The organism is Streptomyces sp. DSM 120436, from assembly GCF_055778765.1.
In genome coordinates this window covers 1,354,152-1,375,056 of record NZ_JBSKBS010000001.1, presented here as the reverse complement: position 1 = coordinate 1,375,056, position 20,905 = coordinate 1,354,152, and the positions used below count along the sequence as shown (strand labels likewise).

Below are 20,905 nucleotides of genomic sequence, written 5' to 3'. Positions count from 1 at the left end.
CTGACCGCCCGTTCCTGACTACGTTTCCGCACAGGTCCAAGAGCTCGACGAAGAGTTCCTGAGACGAGGAGTTGGTCCCCCATGGCCGCCGAACTCACCGCGCCCGAGCTGATCGCCCGCCACCGTCCCACCCTGGACCGGGCCCTGGAAGCGATCCGCACGCGCGCGTACTGGTCCCCCCACCCCGAGCACCCGAAGGCGTACGGGGAGGACGGCAGCCTGGACATGGCCGCGGGCAAGGCCGCCTTCGACGCCCTGCTCGGCACCCGCATCGACCTGGACCAGCCCGGCACGGACGGCTGGGTGGACGGCGAGACCTCCCCGTACGGCGTCGAGCTGGGCACGAGCTACCCGCACGCGGACCCGGACGTGCTGCTGCCCGCCATGAAGGCCGGGATGCGCGCCTGGCGGGACGCGGGCGCGGAGACCCGCGCGGTGGTCTGCCTGGAGATCCTCCGGCGGATCAGCGACCGGACCATGGAGTTCGCCCAGGCGGTCATGCACACCTCCGGCCAGGCGTTCATGATGGCGTTCCAGGCCGGCGGCCCGCACGCGCAGGACCGCGGCATGGAGGCGGTGGCCTACGCGTACGCGGAGCAGGTGCGCACGCCCGGCACCGCGGAGTGGACCAAGCCGCAGGGCAAGCGCGACCCGCTCGTCCTCACCAAGAGCTTCGTCCCGGTCCCGCGCGGCATCGGCCTGGTCATCGGCTGCAACACCTTCCCGACGTGGAACGGCTACCCGGGCCTGTTCGCCTCCCTGGCCACGGGCAACGCGGTCCTGGTCAAGCCGCATCCGCGCGCGGTGCTGCCGCTCGCGCTCACCGTCCAGGCCGCCCGCCAGGTGCTCACCGAGGCCGGCTTCGACCCCAACCTGGTCGCGCTGGCCGCCGAGCGGCCCGGCGAGGGCATCGCCAAGACGCTCGCCACGCGCCCGGAGATCCGGATCATCGACTACACCGGCTCCACCGAGTTCGGCGACTGGCTGGAGAGCAACGCGCGCCAGGCGCAGGTGTACACGGAGAAGGCCGGCGTCAACACGGTCGTCGTGGAGTCGACCGACGACTACCGGGGGATGCTGTCCAACCTGGCGTTCTCCCTGTCCCTGTACAGCGGCCAGATGTGCACCACCCCGCAGAACCTGCTGGTCCCCCGCGACGGCATCACCACCGACCAGGGCCCCAAGTCCTTCGACGAGGTCGCCGCCGACCTGGCCGGGGCGGTCGACGGTCTGCTGGGTGACGACGCCCGCGCCAACGCCCTGCTGGGCGCGATCGTCAACCCGGACGTCAAGGCCCGCCTGGAGGCCGCCGCCGAGCTCGGCGAGGTCGCGCTCGCCTCCCGCGAGATCACCCACCCGGAGTTCCCGGGCGCGGTGGTGCGCACGCCGGTGATCGTGAAGCTGGACGGCTCCAAGCCGGACGCCGAGGCCGCCTACCTGAGCGAGTGCTTCGGCCCGGTCTCCTTCGTGGTCGCCGTCGACTCCGCCGCCGACGCGACGGAGCTGCTGCGGCGCACGGTCCGGGAGAAGGGCGCGATGACCGTCGGCGCGTACACGACCTCCCCGGAGGTCGAGGAGGCCGTGCGGGAGGTCTGCCTGGAGGAGGCCGCCCAGCTCTCGCTGAACCTCACCGGCGGGGTCTACGTCAACCAGACGGCCGCCTTCTCCGACTTCCACGGCTCCGGCGGCAACCCGGCGGCCAACGCGGCCCTGTGCGACGGCGCCTTCGTCGCCAACCGCTTCCGGGTGGTCGAGGTGCGCCGGGAGGCGTGAGCCGCCTCAGGAGGGTGCGCCCCCGGTGGCGCTCCAGTGGTACAGCGTCATGGCCACACTGGTCGCGAGGTTGTAGCTGGAGACCTGGGGGCGCATCGGCAGCGCCACCAGACGGTCGGCCCGCTCCCGCAGCTCGGCCGTGAGGCCGGTGCGCTCCGACCCGAAGGCGAGCAGCGCGTCGTCCGGCAGCTCCAGGGAGCGGATGTCCTCGCCCTCCGGGTCCAGCGCGAAGACCGGTCCGGGCGGCAGCTCGTCCACGGTGAGGCGCTCCACGGCGGTGGCGAAGTGCAGCCCCGCCCCGCCGCGCACCACGGTGGGGTGCCAGGGGTCCAGCGTCCCGGTGGTGACGACGCCGGCCGCCCCGAAGCCGGCGGCCAGCCGGACCACGGCCCCCGCGTTGCCCAGGTTGCGCGGCTGGTCCAGGACCACCACGGGCGCGGTGCGCGGCGCGTGCGCCAGCCTCGTCAGGTTGTCCGCGCGGTCCGGCCGTACGGCGAGCGCCGCGACGGCCGTGGGGTGCGGACGCGGCACCAGCGAGGCGTACGTCCCGTACGGCACCTCCGTCAGCAGCGCCGCCAGCGTGTCCCGCACGTCCTCGGCCAGCTCGTCGGCGAGCGCCAGGGCGGCGGCCCGGTCGGCGGTGAGCGCGACGAGCACCTCGGCGCCGAAGCGCACGGCGTGCTTGAGGGCGTGGAAGCCGTCGAGCAGCACCGCGTCCGGGCCGGCCCGGCGCCATGCGGCCACCGGGCCGGCCGGTGACACGGCGGACGGGTCGTGGACGGGATCGCTCATGTCGAGCAGCCTACGTGCGCGGGCCCGGCGCTCCGTCGGCCGCCGGGTCGGCCTGCGCCGGACCCCTGACGGGCGGACCGTCCGGACGGCGCGGCGGCGGGAGCCGGGCCGCCTCCCCGCGCGGGCGCCGCCGTCCCCACGCGCGTCCCGCCAGGCGGCCGGTCCGGCGCAGGAAGGACGTGGGCAGGAAGACCGCGTCGGCCGCGATCATCGCCAGGGAGAAGAAGGGCAGCCCGAGCACCACGGCGATCACCGCGTGCTCCAGGATCATGAAGCTCAGCAGGGCGTTCTTGACCCGCCGGTTGAACAGCGTGAACGGGAAGGCGACCTGCACGACGACGGTCACATAGGTCACCAGCATCACCAGGGTGCCGCTGGCGGTGAGCAGCTCCGCCAGCGACGGCCAGGGGGAGAAGTACTCCAGGTGCAGCGGGTAGTGGACCGCGGTGCCGTCCTGCCAGCGGGAGCCCTGCACCTTGTACCAGCCGGCCGTGGCGTAGATGAGGCACGTCTCCGCCATGATCACCAGCAGCGCGCCGTTGTGCACGACGTTCGCGGCGACGTCCAGCAGGATCCGCGGCTGCTCCGTCCTCGCCGGCCGCCCGGCCAGCCACCACACCGCCTGCCCGAGCCACACGGTCCACAGCAGCGCGGGTATGAACCAGTCCCCGTCCGTCCGGCCCGCCAGCGAGCCCAGGAGCAGCACGATGCCGAGCCCCGCCCACAGCGCGGGGCCCACCCGATCGCGCGGCCGCTCCCCACGCGCGCGTGCCTCGGCGGCCCGGTGCGCCCGCCGCGCGTCCAGGGACCAGACCCGGCCGCAACGGGTGAAGACCAGGTAGATCGCCATGATGTGCAGGACGTTGTCGCCGCCGTCGCCCATGAAGACGCTGCGGTTCTGCAGCGTCAGGACACCCACCATGAACAGCGCCGCCATGGTGCGGGTGCGCCAGCCGAGCAGCAGCAGGAGGCTGAACAGCACGGCCAGCGCGTAGACCGCCTCGAACCAGATCCGGCTGTCCGACCAGAGCAGCACGGTGAAGGCGTCGTTCGAGGCGACCAGCTGGGCGGCGAGGTCCCAGGCCCAGGGGCTGTCGGGGCCGTAGAGCTCCTGCCGGTGGGGGTACTCGCGCAGCAGGAACAGCAGCCAGGTGAGGCCGAAGCCGATGCGCAGCACGGCGGTCTGGTACGGGCCGAGGGCGGAGTCGGTGGCCCGGGCGATCGCCCGGGAGACCGCGAGCGAGAAGCGGTTCACCCGATGCCTCCCCGGGCCTCGTCCTCGGGCAGCGACCACCAGGGCAGCACGCGGTACACGGTCTTGCCCGACGCCTTCTCCTCGCTCCACGACGGCGGCGGCACGTCGGTGGTGCGCGAGCGGACCTGGACCCGGGCGACCTCGCCGTCCGGTCCCGCCGCGTCCGCCCGGTCCAGGCGCATGACCATGATCCGCCGCAGGTACGTCTCGGACAGCGCCCCGCGCAGACCCACCGGGCGGTTGTCGTCGTCGTGCGTGGAGACGTAGAAGTCCCAGGCCCGGCGCAGTTCGTTCTGCTGGGTGTGGCTGGGCGCCGGGTTGCCGTCGATGTCGCGTCCGTCCTGGGCCGACAGGTCGTACCAGCCGGTGGTGCGGCTGGCGCCGTCCGGCGTGCGGATCTCGGCCCTGACCTGCACGGACACGTTCTGCTGCAACGGGTTCGGCGCGAACAGCTTCCAGTTCTGCTCGAACTCCGGGTAGATCCAGTCGGCGATGGCCTCGCTGTGCTTCCTGCTCACCGTGTTCGGCGGCGCGACGTGCAGGAACACCATCCCGAGATGCACGCACACCACGATGGCGACGATCGCGAGGGCGAGCACGGCGCCGATCCGGTAGCGCGGGGAGAGGGCGGCGACTCCGGTACGGGGCTCGCCGGAAGCCTCGCTCAGCGACTGCCCGCCGGGCTGATCCTCTCCGGCCACCCCGGCACCGGGTTCACCGGAGACGTCACTCAGCGACTGCCCGCCGACCTGATCGCGAGCGGTCCTCTCCTCACTCTCCGGTGACACCTGCGGCCGCGGTACGACGAGCTCATCCGGTACGACGGGTTCGTCCGGTACGTCCGCCGACGCCGCGGGCCCGGACGCCGCGGGCCCGGACAGCGGGGGCCCGGGCAGCGGGAGCCCGGGCAGCGGGGGTCGCGACCCCGGCGCGCCCGGCTCCGCGGGCCCGTACCGGGCGTCCGAACCCTTGTCCTGCGCGTCCATTCCGCCCCGATCCCCGAGTTCCCCGGCCCCTCGCCGCGTCCGCCCGGCCGCGAGCCCCCGCGGCGCGGGGCGCGGCCGCTCCGCCGCGTCGCACGGAACGGTACTCAGCCCGGCCACCCGGGCACAGCCCCGTCGGCGCTCCGCCCCGTGGCGGTCGCCGCATACGGCCACCGGGCAGGCGCCGGCGGCCGGCACCGGCAGGTTATCCACAGCGGTTGACACCTCGCGGCCCCCGTCTCACCATGGAATCGCACGAACCGAACGATCGGTCGGGAGCGTGCTCAGGGAAAGCATCCAGGTCGAGGGGGACCCCATGGCGACAGCAACCGCCCGCGATACGGCCGGCGGTCCGACCGCGTACGACGCACCGGCGGACCCCGGTGACGCCGCCGCGCTCCAGAGCGCCTTCGACGCGGCGGTCGCCGCCGACGAGCGGATCGAGCCGCGCGACTGGATGCCGGACGCCTACCGCGCCACGCTCGTCCGGCAGATCGCCCAGCACGCGCACTCCGAGATCATCGGCATGCAGCCGGAGGCCAACTGGATCACGCGTGCGCCCTCCCTGCGCCGCAAGGCCATCCTCATGGCCAAGGTCCAGGACGAGGCCGGGCACGGACTGTATCTGTACAGCGCCGCCGAGACCCTCGGCGTGAGCCGCGACGAGCTGCTGGACAAGCTGCACACCGGCCGGCAGAAGTACTCCTCGATCTTCAACTACCCGACGCTGACCTGGGCCGACGTCGGTGCCATCGGCTGGCTGGTGGACGGCGCCGCGATCACCAACCAGGTCCCCCTGTGCCGCTGCTCCTACGGCCCGTACGCCCGCGCGATGGTCCGCATCTGCAAGGAGGAGTCCTTCCACCAGCGCCAGGGGTACGAGCTGCTGCTGGCCCTCAGCAAGGGCACGCCGGAGCAGCACGCGATGGCGCAGGACGCGGTGGACCGCTGGTGGTGGCCGTCGCTGATGATGTTCGGCCCGCCCGACGACGAGTCGCAGCACTCCGCCCAGTCGATGGCCTGGAAGATCAAGCGGCACTCCAACGACGAACTGCGCCAGCGCTTCGTCGACATCTGCGTCCCGCAGGCGGAGTCGCTCGGCCTCACTCTCCCCGACCCGGACCTGCGGTGGAACGAGGAGCGCGGGCACTACGACTTCGGCGCCATCGACTGGTCGGAGTTCTGGGAGGTCCTCAAGGGCAACGGCCCGTGCAACGAACAGCGCCTGTCCCGGCGCCGCAAGGCCCACGAAGAGGGCGCCTGGGTCCGGGAGGCGGCAGCGGCCCACGCGGCCAGGCACAGGAACGACACGACGGGAGCGACGCGCGCATGACCCACACCGACTGGCCGCTGTGGGAGGTCTTCGTGCGCTCGCGCCGGGGCCTGTCCCACACCCACGCCGGCAGCCTGCACGCCCCGGACGCGGAGCTGGCCCTGCGCAACGCCCGCGATCTGTACACCCGGCGCGGCGAGGGCGTCTCCATCTGGGTCGTGCCGTCCTCCGCCGTCACGGCCTCCTCGCCCGACGAGAAGGACCCCTTCTTCGAGCCGGCCGCCGACAAGCCCTACCGGCATCCCACCTTCTACGAGATCCCCGAGGGGGTGCAGCACCTGTGACCACGACACCCCCCGCGGACACCGTCCCCACGACCGCCGCGCTCGCCCTCGGCGACGACGCCCTGGTGCTCTCCCACCGCCTCGGCGAGTGGGCCGGGCACGCCCCCGTGCTGGAGGAGGAGGTCGCCCTCGCCAACATCGCGCTCGACCTGCTCGGCCAGGCCCGGGTGCTGCTGTCGATGGCCGGCGACGAGGACGAGCTGGCCTTCCTCCGCGAGGAGCGCGCCTTCCGCAACCTCCAGCTGGTGGAGCAGCCCAACGGCGACTTCGCCCACACCATCGCCCGCCAGCTCTACTTCTCCGTGTACCAGCACCTCCTGCACGGCCGGCTGGCCTCCGGCGACGGCCCGTTCGCCCCGCTGGCCGGCAAGGCCGTCAAGGAGGCCGCCTACCACCGCGACCACGCCGAGCAGTGGACGCTGCGCCTCGGCGACGGCACGGACGAGAGCCACGCGCGGATGCAGCGGGCCGTGGACGCGCTGTGGCGCTACACCGGCGAGATGTTCCAGCCCGTCGAGGGGATCGACGACGTCGACTGGACCGGTCTGGAGCGCACCTGGCTGGAAGTGATCGAGGACGTGCTGCGACGCGCCACGCTCACGCTGCCGGACGGGCCGCGCTCGGGGGCCTGGAGAGCCGGCGCGGGCCGCCAGGGCCTGCACACCGAGCCCTTCGGCCGGATGCTCGCCGAGATGCAGCACCTGCACCGCAGCCACCCGGGGGCGACATGGTGACCACCACGCCCCTGGAAGAGCGGCTGCTGGAGCTCGCCGGGTCGGTGCCCGACCCCGAGCTGCCCGTGCTGACCCTGCGCGAGCTGGGCGTGGTCCGCGCGGTGCGGGCGCACGGCACGGACAGCGTCGAGGTCGACCTGACCCCGACCTACACCGGCTGCCCGGCCGTCGAGGCGATGAGCCTGGACATAGAGCGCGTGCTGCGCGAGCACGGCGTACGCGAGGTCACCGTGCGCACGGTCCTCGCCCCCGCCTGGTCGACCGACGACATCACGGACGAAGGCCGCCGCAAACTGCGGGAGTTCGGCATCGCCCCGCCCCGCACGGGCGCCGCCCCCGGCCCCGCCCGCGTCGAGCTGGGCCCCACACGCGCACGCGACAGCGGCCCCGCCGACGGGCCGGAGCCCGTGCGCTGCCCGCACTGCGGCTCCCCCGAGACCGAGCTGCTCAGCCGTTTCTCCTCCACCGCGTGCAAGGCGCTGCGCCGCTGCCTGTCCTGCCGCGAACCGTTCGACCACTTCAAGGAGTTGTGATGGCCCGCTTCCACCGGCTCCGGGTGGCCGCGGTCGACCGGCTCACCGACGACTCCGTCGCCCTCACCCTCGCCGTCCCCCCGGAACTGCGCGAGGAGTACCGCCACCTCCCCGGGCAGCACCTCACGCTGCGCCGCGTCGCCGACGGCGAGGAGATCCGCCGCACCTACTCGATCTGCTCCCCCGCCCCCGACGGCGAGGCGCCGAGCACCCTGCGGGTCGGGGTGCGGTTCGTGGAGGGCGGCGTGTTCTCCACGTACGCGCTCAAGGAGATCGGCCTCGGCGACGAGCTGGAGGTCATGACCCCCGCCGGACGCTTCACGCTCCCCCCGGCCCCCGGTCTGTACGCGGCCGTGGTCGGCGGCAGCGGCATCACGCCGGTGCTGTCGATCGTCTCCACACTCCTGGCCCGCGAGCCGGGGGCACGGTTCTGCCTGATACGCAGCGACCGGACGGCCGCCTCGACGATGTTCCTGGAAGAGGTCGCCGATCTGAAGGACCGCCACCCCGACCGGTTCCAGCTGGTGACGGCGCTCTCCCGGGAGGAGCAGCAGGCGGGACTGCCGTCCGGGCGGCTGGACCGGGAGCGGCTGACCGCACTGCTCCCGGCGCTGCTGCCGGTGGACCAGGTGGACGGCTGGTTCCTGTGCGGACCGTACGGGCTGGTGGAGGGCGCCGACCGGGCGCTGCGCGGGCTGGGCGTCCCCCGCTCCCGCATCCACCAGGAGATCTTCCACGTGGACTCCGGACCGCCCGCCCCGGCCGCCGCCTCGGCCGCCCCCGCGCACAGCACGGTCACGGCACGGCTCGACGGACGCGGCGGCACCTGGCCCGTCCAGGCCGGCGAGTCCTTGCTGAACGCGGTGCTGCGCAACCGTCCCGACGCGCCCTACGCCTGCAAGGGCGGCGTGTGCGGCACCTGCCGGGCGTTCCTGGTCTCCGGCGAGGTGCGCATGGACCGCAACTTCGCCCTGGAGCCGGAGGAGACGGAGGCGGGATACGTCCTGGCCTGCCAGTCGCACCCGGTGACGGAGAAGGTGGAACTCGACTTCGACCGCTGACCCGTCCGAGACCACTGGGACGGCTGAGCCCGCCGGTCCCGTCCCGCGGGGCGGGACCGGCGGGCTCGGACACTTCTCGGGGCGTCCTGGGCGACCGCTAGAGCACGTGCCCCGGTTGCCCGTCGTCGGTGACGACGGGACGCCCCGCGGCCTCCCACACCTGCATCCCGCCGTCCACGTTCACGGCGTCGATGCCCTGCTGGGCCAGGTACATGGTGACCTGGGCCGACCGTCCGCCGGAGCGGCAGATCACATGGATCCGGCCGTCCTGCGGGGCGGCCTCGGTCAGCTCGCCGTAGCGGGCGACGAACTCGCTGACGGGGATGTGCAGCGCGCCTTCGGCGTGACCGGCCTTCCATTCGTCGTCCTCACGGACGTCCAGCAGGAAGTCGCCGTCCTTGAGATCGCCGACCTGGACCGTGGGCACACCAGCTCCAAAACTCATGCACCCGACGCTACCGGACCCCGGGGCACACCCGGTTTCAGTCCCGCAGCGCCGCCAGCTCCGCCTCGCGCTCGGCCACCTGGGCCCGCAGCCGCGCGGCGATGTCCTCGAGGAGCTGGTCGGGGTCGTCGGGCGCCAGCCGCAGCATGGAACCGATGGCGCTCTCCTCCAGGTTCCTGGCGACCAGCGTGAGCAGTTCCTTGCGCTGGGAGAGCCACTCCAGGCGGGCGTAGAGCTCTTCCGCCGGGCTCGGGGCGCGCTTCAGCTCCGGTCCCGCGGCCCACTCCTCGGCGAGCTCGCGCAGCTCCTCCGCGTTGCCACGGGCGTAGGCGGCGTTGACCCGGGTGATGAACTCCTCGCGGCGGGCGCGCTCCTTGTCCTCCTGCGCCAGGTCGGGGTGGGCCTTGCGGGCGAGCTCGCGGTAGAGCTTGCGGGCCTCCTCGCTGGGCCGCACCCGCTCCGGGGGCCGCACCGGCCGGTCCGTGAGCATGGCGGTGGCCTCGGGGAACAGGCCGTCCCCGTCCATCCAGCCGTTCATCAGCTCCTCGACGCCGGGGATCGGCACCAGCCGGGCGCGCGCCTCGTCGGCCCGCCGCCGGTCCTCGGGGTCGTCGCTGCGGGCCGCCCTGGCCTCGAGGATCCGGGCGTCCAGCTCCTCGAGGCGGGCGTACACGGGGCCCAGCTTCTGCTCGTGCAGCCGGGAGAAGTTCTCGACCTCGACGCGGAACGTCTCCACGGCGATCTCGAACTCGATCAGCGCCTTCTCCGCCGCCCGCACGGCCTGTTCCAGCCGCTCCTCGGGCCGCGTCGCGCCACCGTCGGCGGGCGTACGCTGCGCGCCGGCGCCTTCTCCCTGGTCACCTTCCGGGGTCGTCACCCGGACAGCGTAGGCCACCTGCGGGGGCGCACGTCCCGTCGCCGGGGCGTGCGCCCGGGCCGGGCCGTCCTGGGGCGGACCGCCTCAGATCCCCGTCTCCGCGGCGATCCGGCCGGTGCGCACCGCCACCACCAGATCCGTGTGGTCCGCCTCGGTGCGGTCGGCGTAGGCGACGGCGAACGCGGCGACCGCCTCGTCCAGTTCGTCGTTCTTTCCGCAGTACCCGGCGACGAGGCGGGGGTCGGCGCTGTGGCTGTGGGCGCGGGCCAGCAGGGCCCCGGTCATGCGGGCGTAGTCGTCGATCTGGTCGGCGGCCAGCGCGGCCGGGTCCACGCTGCCCTTGCGGTTGCGGAACTGCCGCACCTGGTACGGACGGCCGTCGACGGTGGTCCAGCCCAGCAGGCTGTCGCTTATCACCTGCATCCGCTTCTGGCCCTCGACCACCCGGCGTCCCTCGTGTTCCGCGTCCCGGGCGTCGAAACCGGCGGCCGGGAGGTGCGGCATCAGGGCGGAGGGGCGGGCCTCCTTCACCTGGAGCACGAGCGGCTCGCCCCGATGGTCGAGCAGCAGCACGACGTAGGAGCGGGTGCCGACGCTGCCGGTGCCGACGACGCGGAACGCCACGTCGTGCACCGCGTACCGGGCGAGCAGGGGGTGGCGGTCGGCCGGGAGCGTGCCGAGGTACTGCTCCAGGGACGCGGCGACGGCGGCCGCCTCGGAGTCCGGGACGCGGCGGAGCACGGGCGGCGCGTCGACGAAGCGGCGTCCGCCGTCCTCGGTGCGCTCGGTGGACCTGGCGGCGAAACGGCCGCTGGTGTTGACGCGGGCCTTCTCGGAGACCCGCTCCAGGGTGCCGACGAGGTCGTGCGCGTCCGCGTGGGAGACCAGCTCCTCGTCCGCGATGGCGTTCCACGCGTCCAGCGCCGGCAGCTTGGCCAGGAGGCGCATGGTGCGGCGGTAGGCGCCCACCGCGTCCTGGGCGGCCGCACGGCACACGTCCTCGTCAGCGCCGGCCTCCCGCCCGGCGAGCACGAGGGAGGCGGCGAGCCGCTTGAGGTCCCACTCCCAGGGACCGTGCACGGTCTCGTCGAAGTCGTTGAGGTCGATGACCAGGCCGCCGCGGGCGTCGCCGTAGAGGCCGAAGTTGGCCGCGTGGGCGTCGCCGCAGATCTGGGCGCCGATGCCGGTCACCGGCGTGCGGGCCAGATCGTGGGCCATGAGTCCCGCCGAGCCGCGCAGGAAGGCGAACGGGGTGGCGGCCATGCGGCCGACGCGGAGGGGCGTCAGCCCGGGCAGCCGGCCGCGGCTGGACTCCTCGACGGCGGTCACGGCGTCGGGCCGGGAGGCGTCCGGGACGAGGGCGGCGTGGGCGCTCCGGGGCACCCGTCCGCGCAGTGTCTTGCCCTCCCGCCTGGGGTTGCCCGCGGCGGGCCGGCGGCCGAATCCCGGCACCTGCGGCAGCCGCCGTCCGGTCCCGGTCTCCCCGGCCGGGGCCCCGGGCTCCCCGGCGGCCACGTCGGCCCCTCCGGCTCGGGCGTCGCTCATCCCGACCGCCTCTCCCCTGCACAGGTGTGCGGTGCACACGTGTCGTCATCGATCGAGCCGACCGTACAGCCGGTGGGGGCGCGGGCGTCAGCCCTGTGGACAGCGCACGCCTTGTGGACAGCGCACGCCTTGTGGACAACCGTGGACGAACGCCCCGCACGGCCGGCCCGCCCGCCGTTCGACCACGCCCGGTCGCCCGCCCCCGGCGCGCGACTCGGCCCACACCCCCACGGCCCGTTACGACCGGAGATCACCCCTCTTGCCGCCCCTGCGCACCCGATTCGATCATGAGATGTTCCTCACACGCCCACCCCGCCCCCACCGGGTCCGGACATGCGAAACGGGCGGCATCCGATGGATGCCGCCCGTTCGACGGTGTGCGCGAGGGGGGAGTTGAACCCCCACGCCCTTTCGGGCACTGGAACCTGAATCCAGCGCGTCTGCCTATTCCGCCACCCGCGCATTGGGTGTGCCTTCCGGTCCTTGCCCCCTGGGGCCTGGCGCCTTCCGACATCGAGAACATTAGCACGCTGTCCGGGGTGGATTCACATCCCTTCTGCGCGGACCGCCTCCGACCGGGAACGACGCCGTCACCACCCCTTCCGGGCGTCTCTCCGGCGTTCCGTTCACACCCGGCCGCGGAAAACCCGCGGCCGTTCCTTTCTCCCTCTGTACGCCCCCTCCGCGCCCTCCGCGCCCTCCGTGCCTCCGCCGCCCACGGCCCCCCTGCCGGCCCGCGCCGGACGCCCACCCGTGCCGCAGCCGTGACCGCCTCACGTATCAACCTCGTACCGGTACCGGCCGTCTCCCCCAGAGGGGGACGGAGTCCGCCGCAGGGTGCGGGACACTGGTCTGTGGCCCCCTCTACGATCCATGGCAGAACGACGGGCACCACCACGGCCGACGGAGTTCGAAGAGGAGCCTCGGAGGGAACTTCGTCAGGCGTCGACACCCGGCGGCCGGGCGGGCAGGGGGAACCAGCCGATCGGGCGGCGCGTGGATACGATCAGTAAGCAGTACCAGGTAAGCGGTGCACACAACGGTGCACGGGGCAGTACACAGGACGGCAGCGACGGAGGAGGTGCCCCATGGGAGTCCTGAAGAAGTTCGAGCAGCGTCTCGAAGGTCTGGTCAACGGCACCTTCGCCAAGGTGTTCAAGTCCGAGGTCCAGCCCGTGGAGATCGCCGGTGCGCTCCAGCGGGAGTGCGACAACAACGCCACCATCTGGAACCGCGACCGCACCGTCGTCCCCAACGACTTCATCGTCGAACTGAGCACCCCGGACTTCGAGCGCCTGAGCCCGTACTCCGGCCAGCTCGGCGACGAGCTCGCCGGCATGGTCCGCGACTACGCCAAGCAGCAGCGCTACACCTTCATGGGCCCGATCAAGGTGCACCTGGAGAAGGCCGAGGACCTCGACACCGGCCTGTACCGCGTGCGCAGCCGCACGCTCGCCTCCTCCGCCAGCCAGGCGGCGGCCCCCGGCGCTCCCGCTCCCGCTCCGCCCGCCGGCCGCCCCGGAGGCTATGGCTACCCGCCGGCCGCCCCTGCGGGCGCCCCGCCCATGCCCGTCGCGCCGCCGCCCGGCCGGCCCGGCGGTTACGGCTACCCGCCGGCCGCGGCCCCCGGTCCCGTGCCCGGCGGCCGCACCCGCTACTGGATCGAGATCAACGGCACCCGCCACCAGATCTCCCGCCCCACCCTGGTGATGGGCCGCAGCACCGAGGCCGACGTGCGGATCGACGACCCCGGCGTCTCGCGCCGGCACTGCGAGATCCGGACCGGAACGCCCTCGACGATCCAGGATCTCGGCTCCACCAACGGCATCGTGGTGGACGGGCAGCACACCACCCGCGCTACGCTCCGCGACGGCTCGCGGATCGTCGTGGGCAGCACCACCGTTATCTATAGGCAAGCCGAAGGGTGAAGCGGGGGCAATGTCAGAGCTGACCCTCACGGTCATGCGGCTGGGTTTCCTGGCCGTTCTGTGGCTGTTCGTGATCGTGGCCGTGCAGGTCATCCGGAGTGATCTGTTCGGCACTCGCGTCACCCAGCGCGGAGCCCGGCGCGAGACCGGCCGGCAGCAGGCGGCCCGCCAGGCGCCGCCCCAGCAGCGCCAGCAGGCCGGCGGCGGCCGCCGCGGCCGCAACACCCCCACCAAGCTGGTCGTGACCGAGGGCACCCTGACCGGCACCACCGTCGCCCTCCAGGGCCAGACCATCACCCTGGGCCGGGCGCACGACAGCACGATCGTGCTGGACGACGACTACGCCTCCAGCCGCCATGCCAGGATCTACCCGGACCGCGACGGGCAGTGGATCGTCGAGGACCTGAACTCCACCAACGGCACCTACCTGGACCGGACCCGGCTGACGACCCCCACGCCGATCGCGCTGGGCGCACCGATCCGCATCGGCAAGACCGTCATCGAGCTGCGGAAGTAGTACGAGAATGAGCGAGCGGAGCGAGCACGCGGTGCGGGTCCTCACCCAGGGTCCCGGCGCGCTCCCGACCGGAGGGTGGGCAGTGTGGCTCGACACGACCGGCTGTACCCGGAGCCGACGGGCGAGGTGCGCATGAGTCTGTCCCTGCGCTTCGCCGCCGGATCGCACAAAGGCATGATCCGGGAGGGCAACGAGGACTCCGGTTACGCCGGTCCCCGCCTGCTCGCCATCGCCGACGGCATGGGCGGCGCCGCCGCCGGTGAGGTCGCCTCCTCCGAGGCGATCTCCACCATCGTCGCCCTCGACGACGACGTGCCCGGCTCCGACCTGCTCACCTCCCTCGGCACGGCCGTCCAGCGGGCCAACGACCAGCTGCGCATGATGGTCGAGGAGGACCCCCAGCTCGAGGGCATGGGCACCACCCTGACCGCGCTGCTGTGGACCGGTCAGCGCCTGGGCATGGTGCACGTCGGCGACTCCCGCGCCTACCTCCTGCGCGACGGCGTCCTCACCCAGATCACCCAGGACCACACCTGGGTGCAGCGTCTGGTGGACGAGGGCCGGATCACCGAGGAGGAGGCCACCACCCACCCGCAGCGGTCCCTGCTGATGCGGGCCCTGGGCAGCGGCGAGCACGTCGAACCCGACCTCTCCATCCGCGAGGTGCGGGCCGGCGACCGCTACCTGATCTGCTCCGACGGCCTGTCCGGCGTGGTCTCCCACCAGACCCTCGAGGAGGCCCTGGCCAGCTACCAGGGCCCCGAGGAGACCGTCCAGAACCTGATCGAGCTGGCGCTGCGCGGCGGCGGGCCCGACAACATCACCGTGATCGTCGCCGACGTCCTCGACCTGGACACCGGGGACACCCTGGCCGGGCAGCTCTCCGACGCCCCGGTCGTGGTCGGCGCCGTCGCGGAGAACCAGAACCAGCCGCAGGACAACGGCATCATGCAGACGCCCGCGGGCCGCGCCTCCGGCCTCGGGCGGCGGCGCGGCGGGGGCGGCGGGGGCGGCGAGTTCGGCCCGCCCGGCAGCGGCGACGTCACCGGTTTCATCCAGACCGACGGCTTCGACTACGGCGACGACGACTTCGTCAAGCCCGCCAAGAACCGCCGGTGGCTCAAGAGGTCCGCGTACGGCCTGCTCGCGCTCGCCGTCATCGGCGCCGGACTGTACGGCGGCTGGCGCTGGACGCAGACGCAGTACTACGTCGGCGCCAAGGGCGAGCACGTCGCGCTGTACCGGGGCATCAACCAGGACCTGGCCTGGGTGTCCCTGTCGAAGGTCGAGAAGGATCACCCCGAGATCGAACTCAAGTACCTGCCGCCCTACCAGCGCAAGCAGGTCGAGGCGACCATCGTCGAGGGCGATCTGTACGGCGCGCGGGAGAAGATCGAGGAACTGGCCGTCCAGGCCTCCGCGTGCAAGAAGCAGGCCGAGCGGCGCGCCGCCGCCGGCGAGAGGAACGCGCGCACCGGTGAGGGCGAGGCCGGGGGCACCACGGGAACCACCCCCGCCTCCTTCGCGTCCAAGGCATCGCCGACGCCGAACCCCTCGGGCCCGGCGAAGGCACCGGAGCAGTCCACGCCCCCGTCCACGACCGCACCCACTACCAGCCCCGGCCCCAGCCTCTCGGAGGAAGAGCAGAAGGTCGTCTCGCTGTGCGGTAAGCAGTAGGCAAGCCGTGAGAGGCCCTGTCACACGATGAGCAGTACTACCAACCCGTCGACGCAGCACACGTCCACGATCGGTGCCATCGGCGCGCCCAGCCGCCGCAACACCGAGCTCGCGCTGCTGGTGTTCGCCGTCGTCATCCCGGTCTTCGCCTACGCCAACGTGGGACTCGCCCTCGACGACCAGGTGCCCGCCGGGCTGCTGAGCTACGGCCTGGGACTCGGTCTGATGGCGGGCCTGGGCCATCTCGCCGTACGCAAGTTCGCCCCGTACGCGGACCCGCTGATGCTGCCGCTCGCCACGCTGCTCAACGGCCTGGGCCTGGTCGCCATCTGGCGCCTGGACCAGTCCGAGAGGCTGCAGGCGAGCCGGACCTTCGTGGAGGCGGCGCCGCGGCAGCTGATGTACTCGGCGATCGGTGTGGCCTTCTTCGTGGCCGTGCTGTTCTTCCTCAAGGACCACCGCGTCCTGCAGCGCTACACCTACATCTCGATGGCCGGCGCGCTGGTGCTGCTGCTCCTGCCCCTGGTCCCGGGTCTCGGCCACAACGTCTTCGGCGCCAAGATCTGGATCAAGATCCCGGGTCTCGGCACGCTTCAGCCCGGTGAGTTCGCCAAGATCGTCCTCGCGGTCTTCTTCGCGGGCTACCTGATGGTCAAGCGCGACGCCCTGGCCCTCGCCAGCCGCCGCTTCATGGGCCTCTACCTGCCCCGCGGCCGTGACCTCGGCCCGATCATCGTGGTCTGGATCATCTCCATCCTGATCCTGATCTTCGAGACCGACCTCGGTACCTCGCTGCTGTTCTTCGGCATGTTCGTGATCATGCTGTACGTCGCCACCGAGCGGACCAGCTGGATCGTGTTCGGTCTGCTGATGTCCGCGGCCGGCGCCGTCGGCGTGGCAAGCTTCGAGCCGCACATCCAGACGCGCGTGCAGGCCTGGCTGGACCCGATGCGCGAGTTCGAGCTCAGCCGCGCCGGCGTCCAGGACGGCATCGTCCACTCCGAGCAGGCCATGCAGGCGCTGTGGGCGTTCGGCTCCGGCGGCACCCTCGGCTCGGGCTGGGGCCAGGGCCACTCCGACCTCATCGGCTTCGCCGCCAACTCCGACTTCATCCTCGCCACCTTCGGCGAGGAGCTGGGCCTGGCCGGCGTCATGGCGCTGCTGCTGCTCTACGCGCTGATCGTGGAGCGGGGCGTGCGGACCGCCCTCGCCGCCCGCGACCCGTTCGGCAAGCTGCTCGCCATCGGCCTCTCCGGGGCCTTCGCCCTCCAGGTCTTCGTCGTGGCCGGCGGCGTCATGGGCCTCATCCCGCTGACCGGTATGACGATGCCCTTCCTGGCGTACGGAGGTTCCTCCGTGATCGCCAACTGGGCGCTGATCGGCATCCTGCTCAGGATCAGCGACACCGCCCGCCGTCCGGCGCCCGCCCCCGCCTCCCACCCCGACGCCGAGATGACCCAGGTGGTCCGCCCGTGAACAAGCCCCTGCGCCGGGTCGCCATCTTCTGCGGCCTGCTCATGCTCGCCCTGCTCATCAGGGACAACTGGATCCAGTACGCCCAGGCCGACAAGCTGCGGACGGACGAGAAGAACCGCCGCGTGGCGATCGAGCGGTACGCCACACCGCGCGGCGACATCATCGTCGACGGCGAGCCCATCACCGGCCACAAGGCGACCGGCGGCGACTTCGCGTACAAGCGCACGTACAAGGACGGCGCCATGTGGGCGCCGGTCACCGGTTACGTCTCCCAGGCCTTCGGCGCCACCCAGCTGGAGGCCATCGAGGACGGCATCCTCACCGGCAACGACGACCGTCTCTTCTTCCGCAACACGCTCGACATGCTGACGGGCGAGAAGAAGCAGGGCGGCAACGTCGTCACCACCCTCAGCGGCGCCGCCCAGAAGGCCGCCTACCAGGGCCTCAAGAAGCAGGGCGGCAAGGGTTCCGTCGTCGCCCTGGAGCCGACCACCGGCAAGATCCTCGCGCTGGCCTCCTACCCGTCGTACGACCCGTCCACGATCGCCGGCAACAGCCTCGAGACGGACGCCAAGGCGTGGCAGAAGCTGCAGAAGAAGAACAACCCGGACGACCCGATGCTCAACCGGGCGCTGCGCGAGGTGTACCCGCCCGGCTCGACCTTCAAGGTCGTCACGGCGGCGGCCGCGCTGGAGCACGGCAAGGTCGAGGACGCGGAACAGAAGACCGACACCCCGCTGCCGTACATCATGAAGGGCACCACGACCGAGCTGAAGAACGACGGCGACCTGCCCTGCAAGGACGCCAGCCTCCGTGAGGCGCTGCGCGTGTCCTGCAACACCGTCTTCGGCAAGCTCGGCACCGAGATCGGCAACGACAAGATGCTGGAGACCGCCGAGAAGTTCGGCTTCGGCCAGGAGCACTTCACGCCGGTGCGCGCCAACGCCTCCGTGTTCGACAAGGACATGGAGCCGTCGGAGGTCGCGCTCTCCTCCATCGGCCAGTTCAACACCGCGGCGACCCCGCTGCAGATGGCCATGGTCGCCGCCGCCGTCGCCAACAACGGCACCCTGATGAAGCCCTACATGGTCGACGAGCTCCAGACGCCCAGCCTGGACACCGTCGAGAAGACGGACCCGGAGAAGCTGAGCGAGCCGATGTCGGCGAAGAACGCCCAGATCCTCCAGTCGATGATGGAGACGGTCGTCAACGACGGCACCGGCGGCAACGCAAAGATCGACGGCGTCACGGTCGGCGGCAAGACCGGTACCGCCCAGCACGGTGAGAACAACAGCAAGAACCCCTACGCATGGTTCATCTCCTACGCCAAGGCGGAGGACGGCAGCTCGCCCGTCGCCGTGGCGGTCGTCATCGAGGACGAGAACGCGGTGCGGGGTGACATCTCCGGTGGTGGTCTCGCCGCTCCGATCGCGAAGAACGTGATGGAGGCGGTCCTCAAGAGCAAGCAGTGACCCCGGTCACGTCCGCTTCACATCGGTGCACGTTGCGGTACCGGTCCGGTATCGGCTGACGCACTTTGCCAGGGCCACAGAAAAAGAGCCGGGTACGGTAGGCCCGGAACGCAGCCTCCGATCGCACAAGGGTGCCGGTCGGGACCGACGGAGAGGGCTGGTAGGTAGCTATGGAAGAGCCGCGTCGCCTCGGCGGCCGGTACGAACTGGGCCAGGTGCTCGGCCGTGGTGGAATGGCGGAGGTCTACCTCGCCCACGACACCCGTCTCGGCCGCACCGTGGCAGTGAAGACGCTGCGCGCCGATCTCGCGCGTGACCCGTCCTTCCAGGCCCGGTTCCGCCGGGAGGCCCAGTCGGCCGCCTCGCTCAACCATCCCGCGATCGTCGCGGTCTACGACACGGGCGAGGACTACATCGACGGGGTCTCCATCCCGTACATCGTCATGGAGTACGTCGACGGTTCCACCCTCCGTGAGCTGCTGCACAGCGGTCGCAAGCTCCTTCCGGAGCGGACGCTGGAGATGACCATCGGCATCCTCCAGGCACTCGAGTACTCCCACCGGGCCGGCATCGTCCACCGCGACATCAAGCCCGCGAACGTCATGCTGACGCGCAACGGCCAGGTCAAGGTCATGGACTTCGGCATCGCCCGCGCCATGGGCGACGCCGGCATGACGATGACCCAGACCGCCGCCGTCATCGGCACCGCCCAGTACCTCTCCCCGGAACAGGCCAAGGGCGAGCAGGTGGACGCCCGGTCCGACCTGTACTCCACCGGCTGCCTGCTGTACGAACTCCTCACCGTCCGGCCGCCGTTCGTCGGCGACTCTCCGGTCGCGGTCGCCTACCAGCACGTCCGGGAGGAGCCGCAGCCGCCGAGCGTCTTCGACCCCGAGATCACGCCCGAGATGGACGCGATCGTGCTGAAGGCGCTCGTCAAGGACCCCGACTACCGCTACCAGTCGGCCGACGAGATGCGCGCCGACATCGAGGCCTGCCTCGACGGCCAGCCCGTCGCGGCGACCGCCGCCATGGGCGCCGCCGGCTACGGCGGCTACCCGGACGACCAGCCGACGACGGCGCTGCGCTCGGACGCCGGCCCGGGTGCGGGCGCCACCTCGATGCTGCCGCCCATGAACCCGGACGACGGCGGCTACGGCTACGACGACCGCCAGAGCCGGCGCCGCCCGCCGAAGAAGAACAACACCAGCACGATACTGCTGGTCGTGGCGGGCGTCCTGGTCCTGATCGGCGCCATCTTGATCGGCCGCTGGGTGATGAGCGGTGACGGAGTGGACAACAGCGTCGTCGCGACCCCCAACTTCATCGGCGAGACCAGGGCGGACGCCGAGAAACGCGCCGCCAACAGCGAATTGCAGCTGAGCTTCACGGAGAAGCCCTGCGAGAACCAGGCCAAGGGCAACATCTGCGACCAGGACCCGGAGGCCGGGACCGAGGTGGAGAAGGGGGACACTGTCAACCTGGTGGTCTCCACCGGTGCGCCGAAGGTCGCGGTGCCGAGTGTGATCGGCGACAGCCTCGAGGACGCCAAGGCCGAACTCGAGGGCGAGAAGTACGAGTTCGCCGTCGAGGTCGAGGAAGAGATCAGCGGCGAGGAGCCGGGCACGGTCATCGAGCAGAAGCCGGATCTCGGTGAAGAGGTGGAGAAGGGCACGACCGTCACCCTCACCGTCGCCAAGGCCGAGGAGAAGGCCACGGTCCCGAACGTCATCAACAAGACGTGTGACGAGGCCCTGGCCCAGATGGGGCCGAACAACCTCACCGGCACCTGTGTCGAGGAGGAGACCGACGACCCGAACCTGGTCGGCAAGGTCATCCGCACGTCGATCCCGCCGAACACCCAGGTCTCCAAGGGCACCGCGGTGGAGATCTTCATCGGCAAGGCGAAGGAAGTCGAGAAGGTGGCCGTGCCCAAGGTCAACAACCAGAGGCTCGAGGACGCCCAGCGCATGCTCCAGGATGCGGGACTCTCCCTCGCCGACGTCTTCGGCCCCAAGGACCCCAACGCACGCGTCCTCACGTCCAACCCGCCCCAGGACAGCCAGGTGGACAAGGGCACCGCAGTGACCCTGATCACGATCGGCGGTGGCGGCGGCGGCGGCGACTGACCCGCGGGTCCCCGCACGACAGGAGCCCCGGTCCCCCCTTCGGAGGGGCCGGGGCTCCTTGCTGTTCCAGGTGACAGGCGCGGGGCGCCGG

General features: G+C 72.0%; 18 protein-coding genes and 1 tRNA gene. 12 read left to right on the top strand and 7 right to left on the bottom strand.

Annotation, left to right across the window (positions count from 1 at the left end; genetic code table 11):
- The first annotated feature begins 81 nt into the window (after positions 1-81).
- Positions 82-1,773, top strand: coding sequence for a phenylacetic acid degradation protein PaaN (gene paaN, locus ACWH4W_RS06300; protein WP_473074813.1), 1,692 nt, complete (start codon positions 82-84; stop codon positions 1,771-1,773).
- 6 nt (positions 1,774-1,779) lie between these two features.
- On the opposite strand, the gene ACWH4W_RS06295 is transcribed toward paaN, so the two are convergent.
- Genes ACWH4W_RS06295 through ACWH4W_RS06285 form a run of 3 tightly spaced genes read right to left on the bottom strand, consistent with a single transcriptional unit; the run spans position 1,780 to position 4,806 of the window.
- Positions 1,780-2,565: a TrmH family RNA methyltransferase gene (locus ACWH4W_RS06295; protein ID WP_473074812.1), complete on the bottom strand. Its 786-nt coding sequence runs from the start codon at positions 2,563-2,565 to the stop codon at positions 1,780-1,782.
- A 10-nt stretch (positions 2,566-2,575) separates the two neighbouring features.
- Entirely contained in the window at positions 2,576-3,820 is a 1,245-nt protein-coding gene (locus ACWH4W_RS06290) for an HTTM domain-containing protein (protein WP_473074811.1), read from the bottom strand.
- Positions 3,817-4,806, bottom strand: a complete 990-nt coding sequence (locus tag ACWH4W_RS06285; protein WP_473074810.1) for a DUF5819 family protein — start codon at positions 4,804-4,806, stop codon at positions 3,817-3,819. Before ACWH4W_RS06285 ends, ACWH4W_RS06290 begins: the two co-directional genes overlap by 4 nt.
- A 313-nt stretch (positions 4,807-5,119) precedes the next feature.
- On the opposite strand from ACWH4W_RS06285, the gene paaA reads away from it, so the two are divergent.
- The 5 genes from paaA to paaE are packed head-to-tail and all read left to right on the top strand — an operon-like array spanning position 5,120 to position 8,748.
- Positions 5,120-6,136, top strand: a complete 1,017-nt coding sequence (gene paaA / locus ACWH4W_RS06280; RefSeq protein ID WP_473074809.1) for a 1,2-phenylacetyl-CoA epoxidase subunit PaaA — start codon at positions 5,120-5,122, stop codon at positions 6,134-6,136.
- On the top strand, positions 6,133-6,420 hold the full coding sequence (gene paaB, locus ACWH4W_RS06275) for a 1,2-phenylacetyl-CoA epoxidase subunit PaaB (RefSeq protein WP_024886305.1): 288 nt from the start codon (positions 6,133-6,135) through the stop codon (positions 6,418-6,420). Before paaA ends, paaB begins: the two co-directional genes overlap by 4 nt.
- Positions 6,417-7,154 carry a 1,2-phenylacetyl-CoA epoxidase subunit PaaC gene (gene paaC, locus ACWH4W_RS06270; protein ID WP_473074808.1) on the top strand — a complete coding sequence of 246 codons (738 nt, stop codon included), beginning with the start codon at positions 6,417-6,419 and terminating at the stop codon, positions 7,152-7,154. The genes paaB and paaC overlap by 4 nt, the downstream gene beginning before the upstream one ends.
- Positions 7,148-7,687, top strand: coding sequence for a 1,2-phenylacetyl-CoA epoxidase subunit PaaD (paaD, locus tag ACWH4W_RS06265; RefSeq protein ID WP_473074807.1), 540 nt, complete (start codon positions 7,148-7,150; stop codon positions 7,685-7,687). Before paaC ends, paaD begins: the two co-directional genes overlap by 7 nt.
- The gene (gene paaE / locus ACWH4W_RS06260) at positions 7,687-8,748 is read left to right on the top strand and encodes a 1,2-phenylacetyl-CoA epoxidase subunit PaaE (RefSeq protein ID WP_473074806.1); all 1,062 of its coding nucleotides are present in this window, start codon (positions 7,687-7,689) and stop codon (positions 8,746-8,748) included. The genes paaD and paaE overlap by 1 nt, the downstream gene beginning before the upstream one ends.
- A gap of 97 nt (positions 8,749-8,845) precedes the next feature.
- On the opposite strand, the gene ACWH4W_RS06255 is transcribed toward paaE, so the two are convergent.
- The 4 genes from ACWH4W_RS06255 to ACWH4W_RS06240 all read right to left on the bottom strand — a co-directional run bounded on the left by ACWH4W_RS06255 (position 8,846) and on the right by ACWH4W_RS06240 (position 12,077).
- Positions 8,846-9,175, bottom strand: a complete 330-nt coding sequence (locus ACWH4W_RS06255) for a rhodanese-like domain-containing protein (protein ID WP_106413363.1) — start codon at positions 9,173-9,175, stop codon at positions 8,846-8,848.
- A gap of 55 nt (positions 9,176-9,230) precedes the next feature.
- Positions 9,231-10,070, bottom strand: a complete 840-nt coding sequence (locus ACWH4W_RS06250) for a J domain-containing protein (protein ID WP_473074805.1) — start codon at positions 10,068-10,070, stop codon at positions 9,231-9,233.
- A gap of 84 nt (positions 10,071-10,154) precedes the next feature.
- A complete protein-coding gene (locus ACWH4W_RS06245) occupies positions 10,155-11,615 on the bottom strand; it encodes a DUF2252 domain-containing protein (protein ID WP_473074804.1) in 1,461 nt (486 codons plus the stop codon).
- A gap of 378 nt (positions 11,616-11,993) precedes the next feature.
- Positions 11,994-12,077, bottom strand: a tRNA-Leu gene (locus ACWH4W_RS06240).
- Between the two features lie 626 nt (positions 12,078-12,703).
- Between ACWH4W_RS06240 and ACWH4W_RS06235 the strand changes: the two genes are divergently transcribed.
- The 6 genes from ACWH4W_RS06235 (at position 12,704) to pknB (ending at position 20,814) form a co-directional block, all read left to right on the top strand.
- Positions 12,704-13,543 (top strand): FhaA domain-containing protein, encoded by an 840-nt coding sequence (locus ACWH4W_RS06235; protein WP_473074803.1) that lies wholly within the window; start codon positions 12,704-12,706, stop codon positions 13,541-13,543.
- A gap of 10 nt (positions 13,544-13,553) precedes the next feature.
- Positions 13,554-14,060, top strand: a complete 507-nt coding sequence (locus ACWH4W_RS06230) for an FHA domain-containing protein FhaB/FipA (protein WP_473074802.1) — start codon at positions 13,554-13,556, stop codon at positions 14,058-14,060.
- A gap of 132 nt (positions 14,061-14,192) precedes the next feature.
- Complete coding sequence (locus tag ACWH4W_RS06225; protein ID WP_473077428.1) at positions 14,193-15,737, top strand: Stp1/IreP family PP2C-type Ser/Thr phosphatase; 1,545 nt, start codon at positions 14,193-14,195, stop codon at positions 15,735-15,737.
- A gap of 27 nt (positions 15,738-15,764) precedes the next feature.
- Positions 15,765-17,213 carry an FtsW/RodA/SpoVE family cell cycle protein gene (locus ACWH4W_RS06220; RefSeq protein WP_473074801.1) on the top strand — a complete coding sequence of 483 codons (1,449 nt, stop codon included), beginning with the start codon at positions 15,765-15,767 and terminating at the stop codon, positions 17,211-17,213.
- Positions 17,210-18,685: a peptidoglycan D,D-transpeptidase FtsI family protein gene (locus ACWH4W_RS06215; protein WP_473074800.1), complete on the top strand. Its 1,476-nt coding sequence runs from the start codon at positions 17,210-17,212 to the stop codon at positions 18,683-18,685. The genes ACWH4W_RS06220 and ACWH4W_RS06215 overlap by 4 nt, the downstream gene beginning before the upstream one ends.
- 170 nt (positions 18,686-18,855) lie before the next feature.
- Positions 18,856-20,814 carry a Stk1 family PASTA domain-containing Ser/Thr kinase gene (gene pknB, locus ACWH4W_RS06210; RefSeq protein WP_473074799.1) on the top strand — a complete coding sequence of 653 codons (1,959 nt, stop codon included), beginning with the start codon at positions 18,856-18,858 and terminating at the stop codon, positions 20,812-20,814.
- Positions 20,815-20,905: the final 91 nt, after the last annotated feature.

What these genes read in the sequence shown, in the direction of transcription:
- ACWH4W_RS06230 (WP_473074802.1), top strand. Translation starts at nt 13,554, where the DNA reads ATGTCAGAGCTGACCCTCACGGTCATGCGGCTGGGTTTCCTGGCCGTT.
- pknB (WP_473074799.1), top strand. Translation starts at nt 18,856, where the DNA reads ATGGAAGAGCCGCGTCGCCTCGGCGGCCGGTACGAACTGGGCCAGGTG.
- paaB (WP_024886305.1), top strand. Translation starts at nt 6,133, where the DNA reads ATGACCCACACCGACTGGCCGCTGTGGGAGGTCTTCGTGCGCTCGCGC.
- ACWH4W_RS06295 (WP_473074812.1), bottom strand. Translation starts at nt 2,565, where the DNA reads ATGAGCGATCCCGTCCACGACCCGTCCGCCGTGTCACCGGCCGGCCCG.
- paaD (WP_473074807.1), top strand. Translation starts at nt 7,148, where the DNA reads ATGGTGACCACCACGCCCCTGGAAGAGCGGCTGCTGGAGCTCGCCGGG.
- ACWH4W_RS06220 (WP_473074801.1), top strand. Translation starts at nt 15,765, where the DNA reads ATGAGCAGTACTACCAACCCGTCGACGCAGCACACGTCCACGATCGGT.
- paaE (WP_473074806.1), top strand. Translation starts at nt 7,687, where the DNA reads ATGGCCCGCTTCCACCGGCTCCGGGTGGCCGCGGTCGACCGGCTCACC.
- paaN (WP_473074813.1), top strand. Translation starts at nt 82, where the DNA reads ATGGCCGCCGAACTCACCGCGCCCGAGCTGATCGCCCGCCACCGTCCC.
- ACWH4W_RS06225 (WP_473077428.1), top strand. Translation starts at nt 14,193, where the DNA reads ATGAGTCTGTCCCTGCGCTTCGCCGCCGGATCGCACAAAGGCATGATC.
- ACWH4W_RS06235 (WP_473074803.1), top strand. Translation starts at nt 12,704, where the DNA reads ATGGGAGTCCTGAAGAAGTTCGAGCAGCGTCTCGAAGGTCTGGTCAAC.
- paaA (WP_473074809.1), top strand. Translation starts at nt 5,120, where the DNA reads ATGGCGACAGCAACCGCCCGCGATACGGCCGGCGGTCCGACCGCGTAC.
- ACWH4W_RS06285 (WP_473074810.1), bottom strand. Translation starts at nt 4,806, where the DNA reads ATGGACGCGCAGGACAAGGGTTCGGACGCCCGGTACGGGCCCGCGGAG.
- ACWH4W_RS06245 (WP_473074804.1), bottom strand. Translation starts at nt 11,615, where the DNA reads ATGAGCGACGCCCGAGCCGGAGGGGCCGACGTGGCCGCCGGGGAGCCC.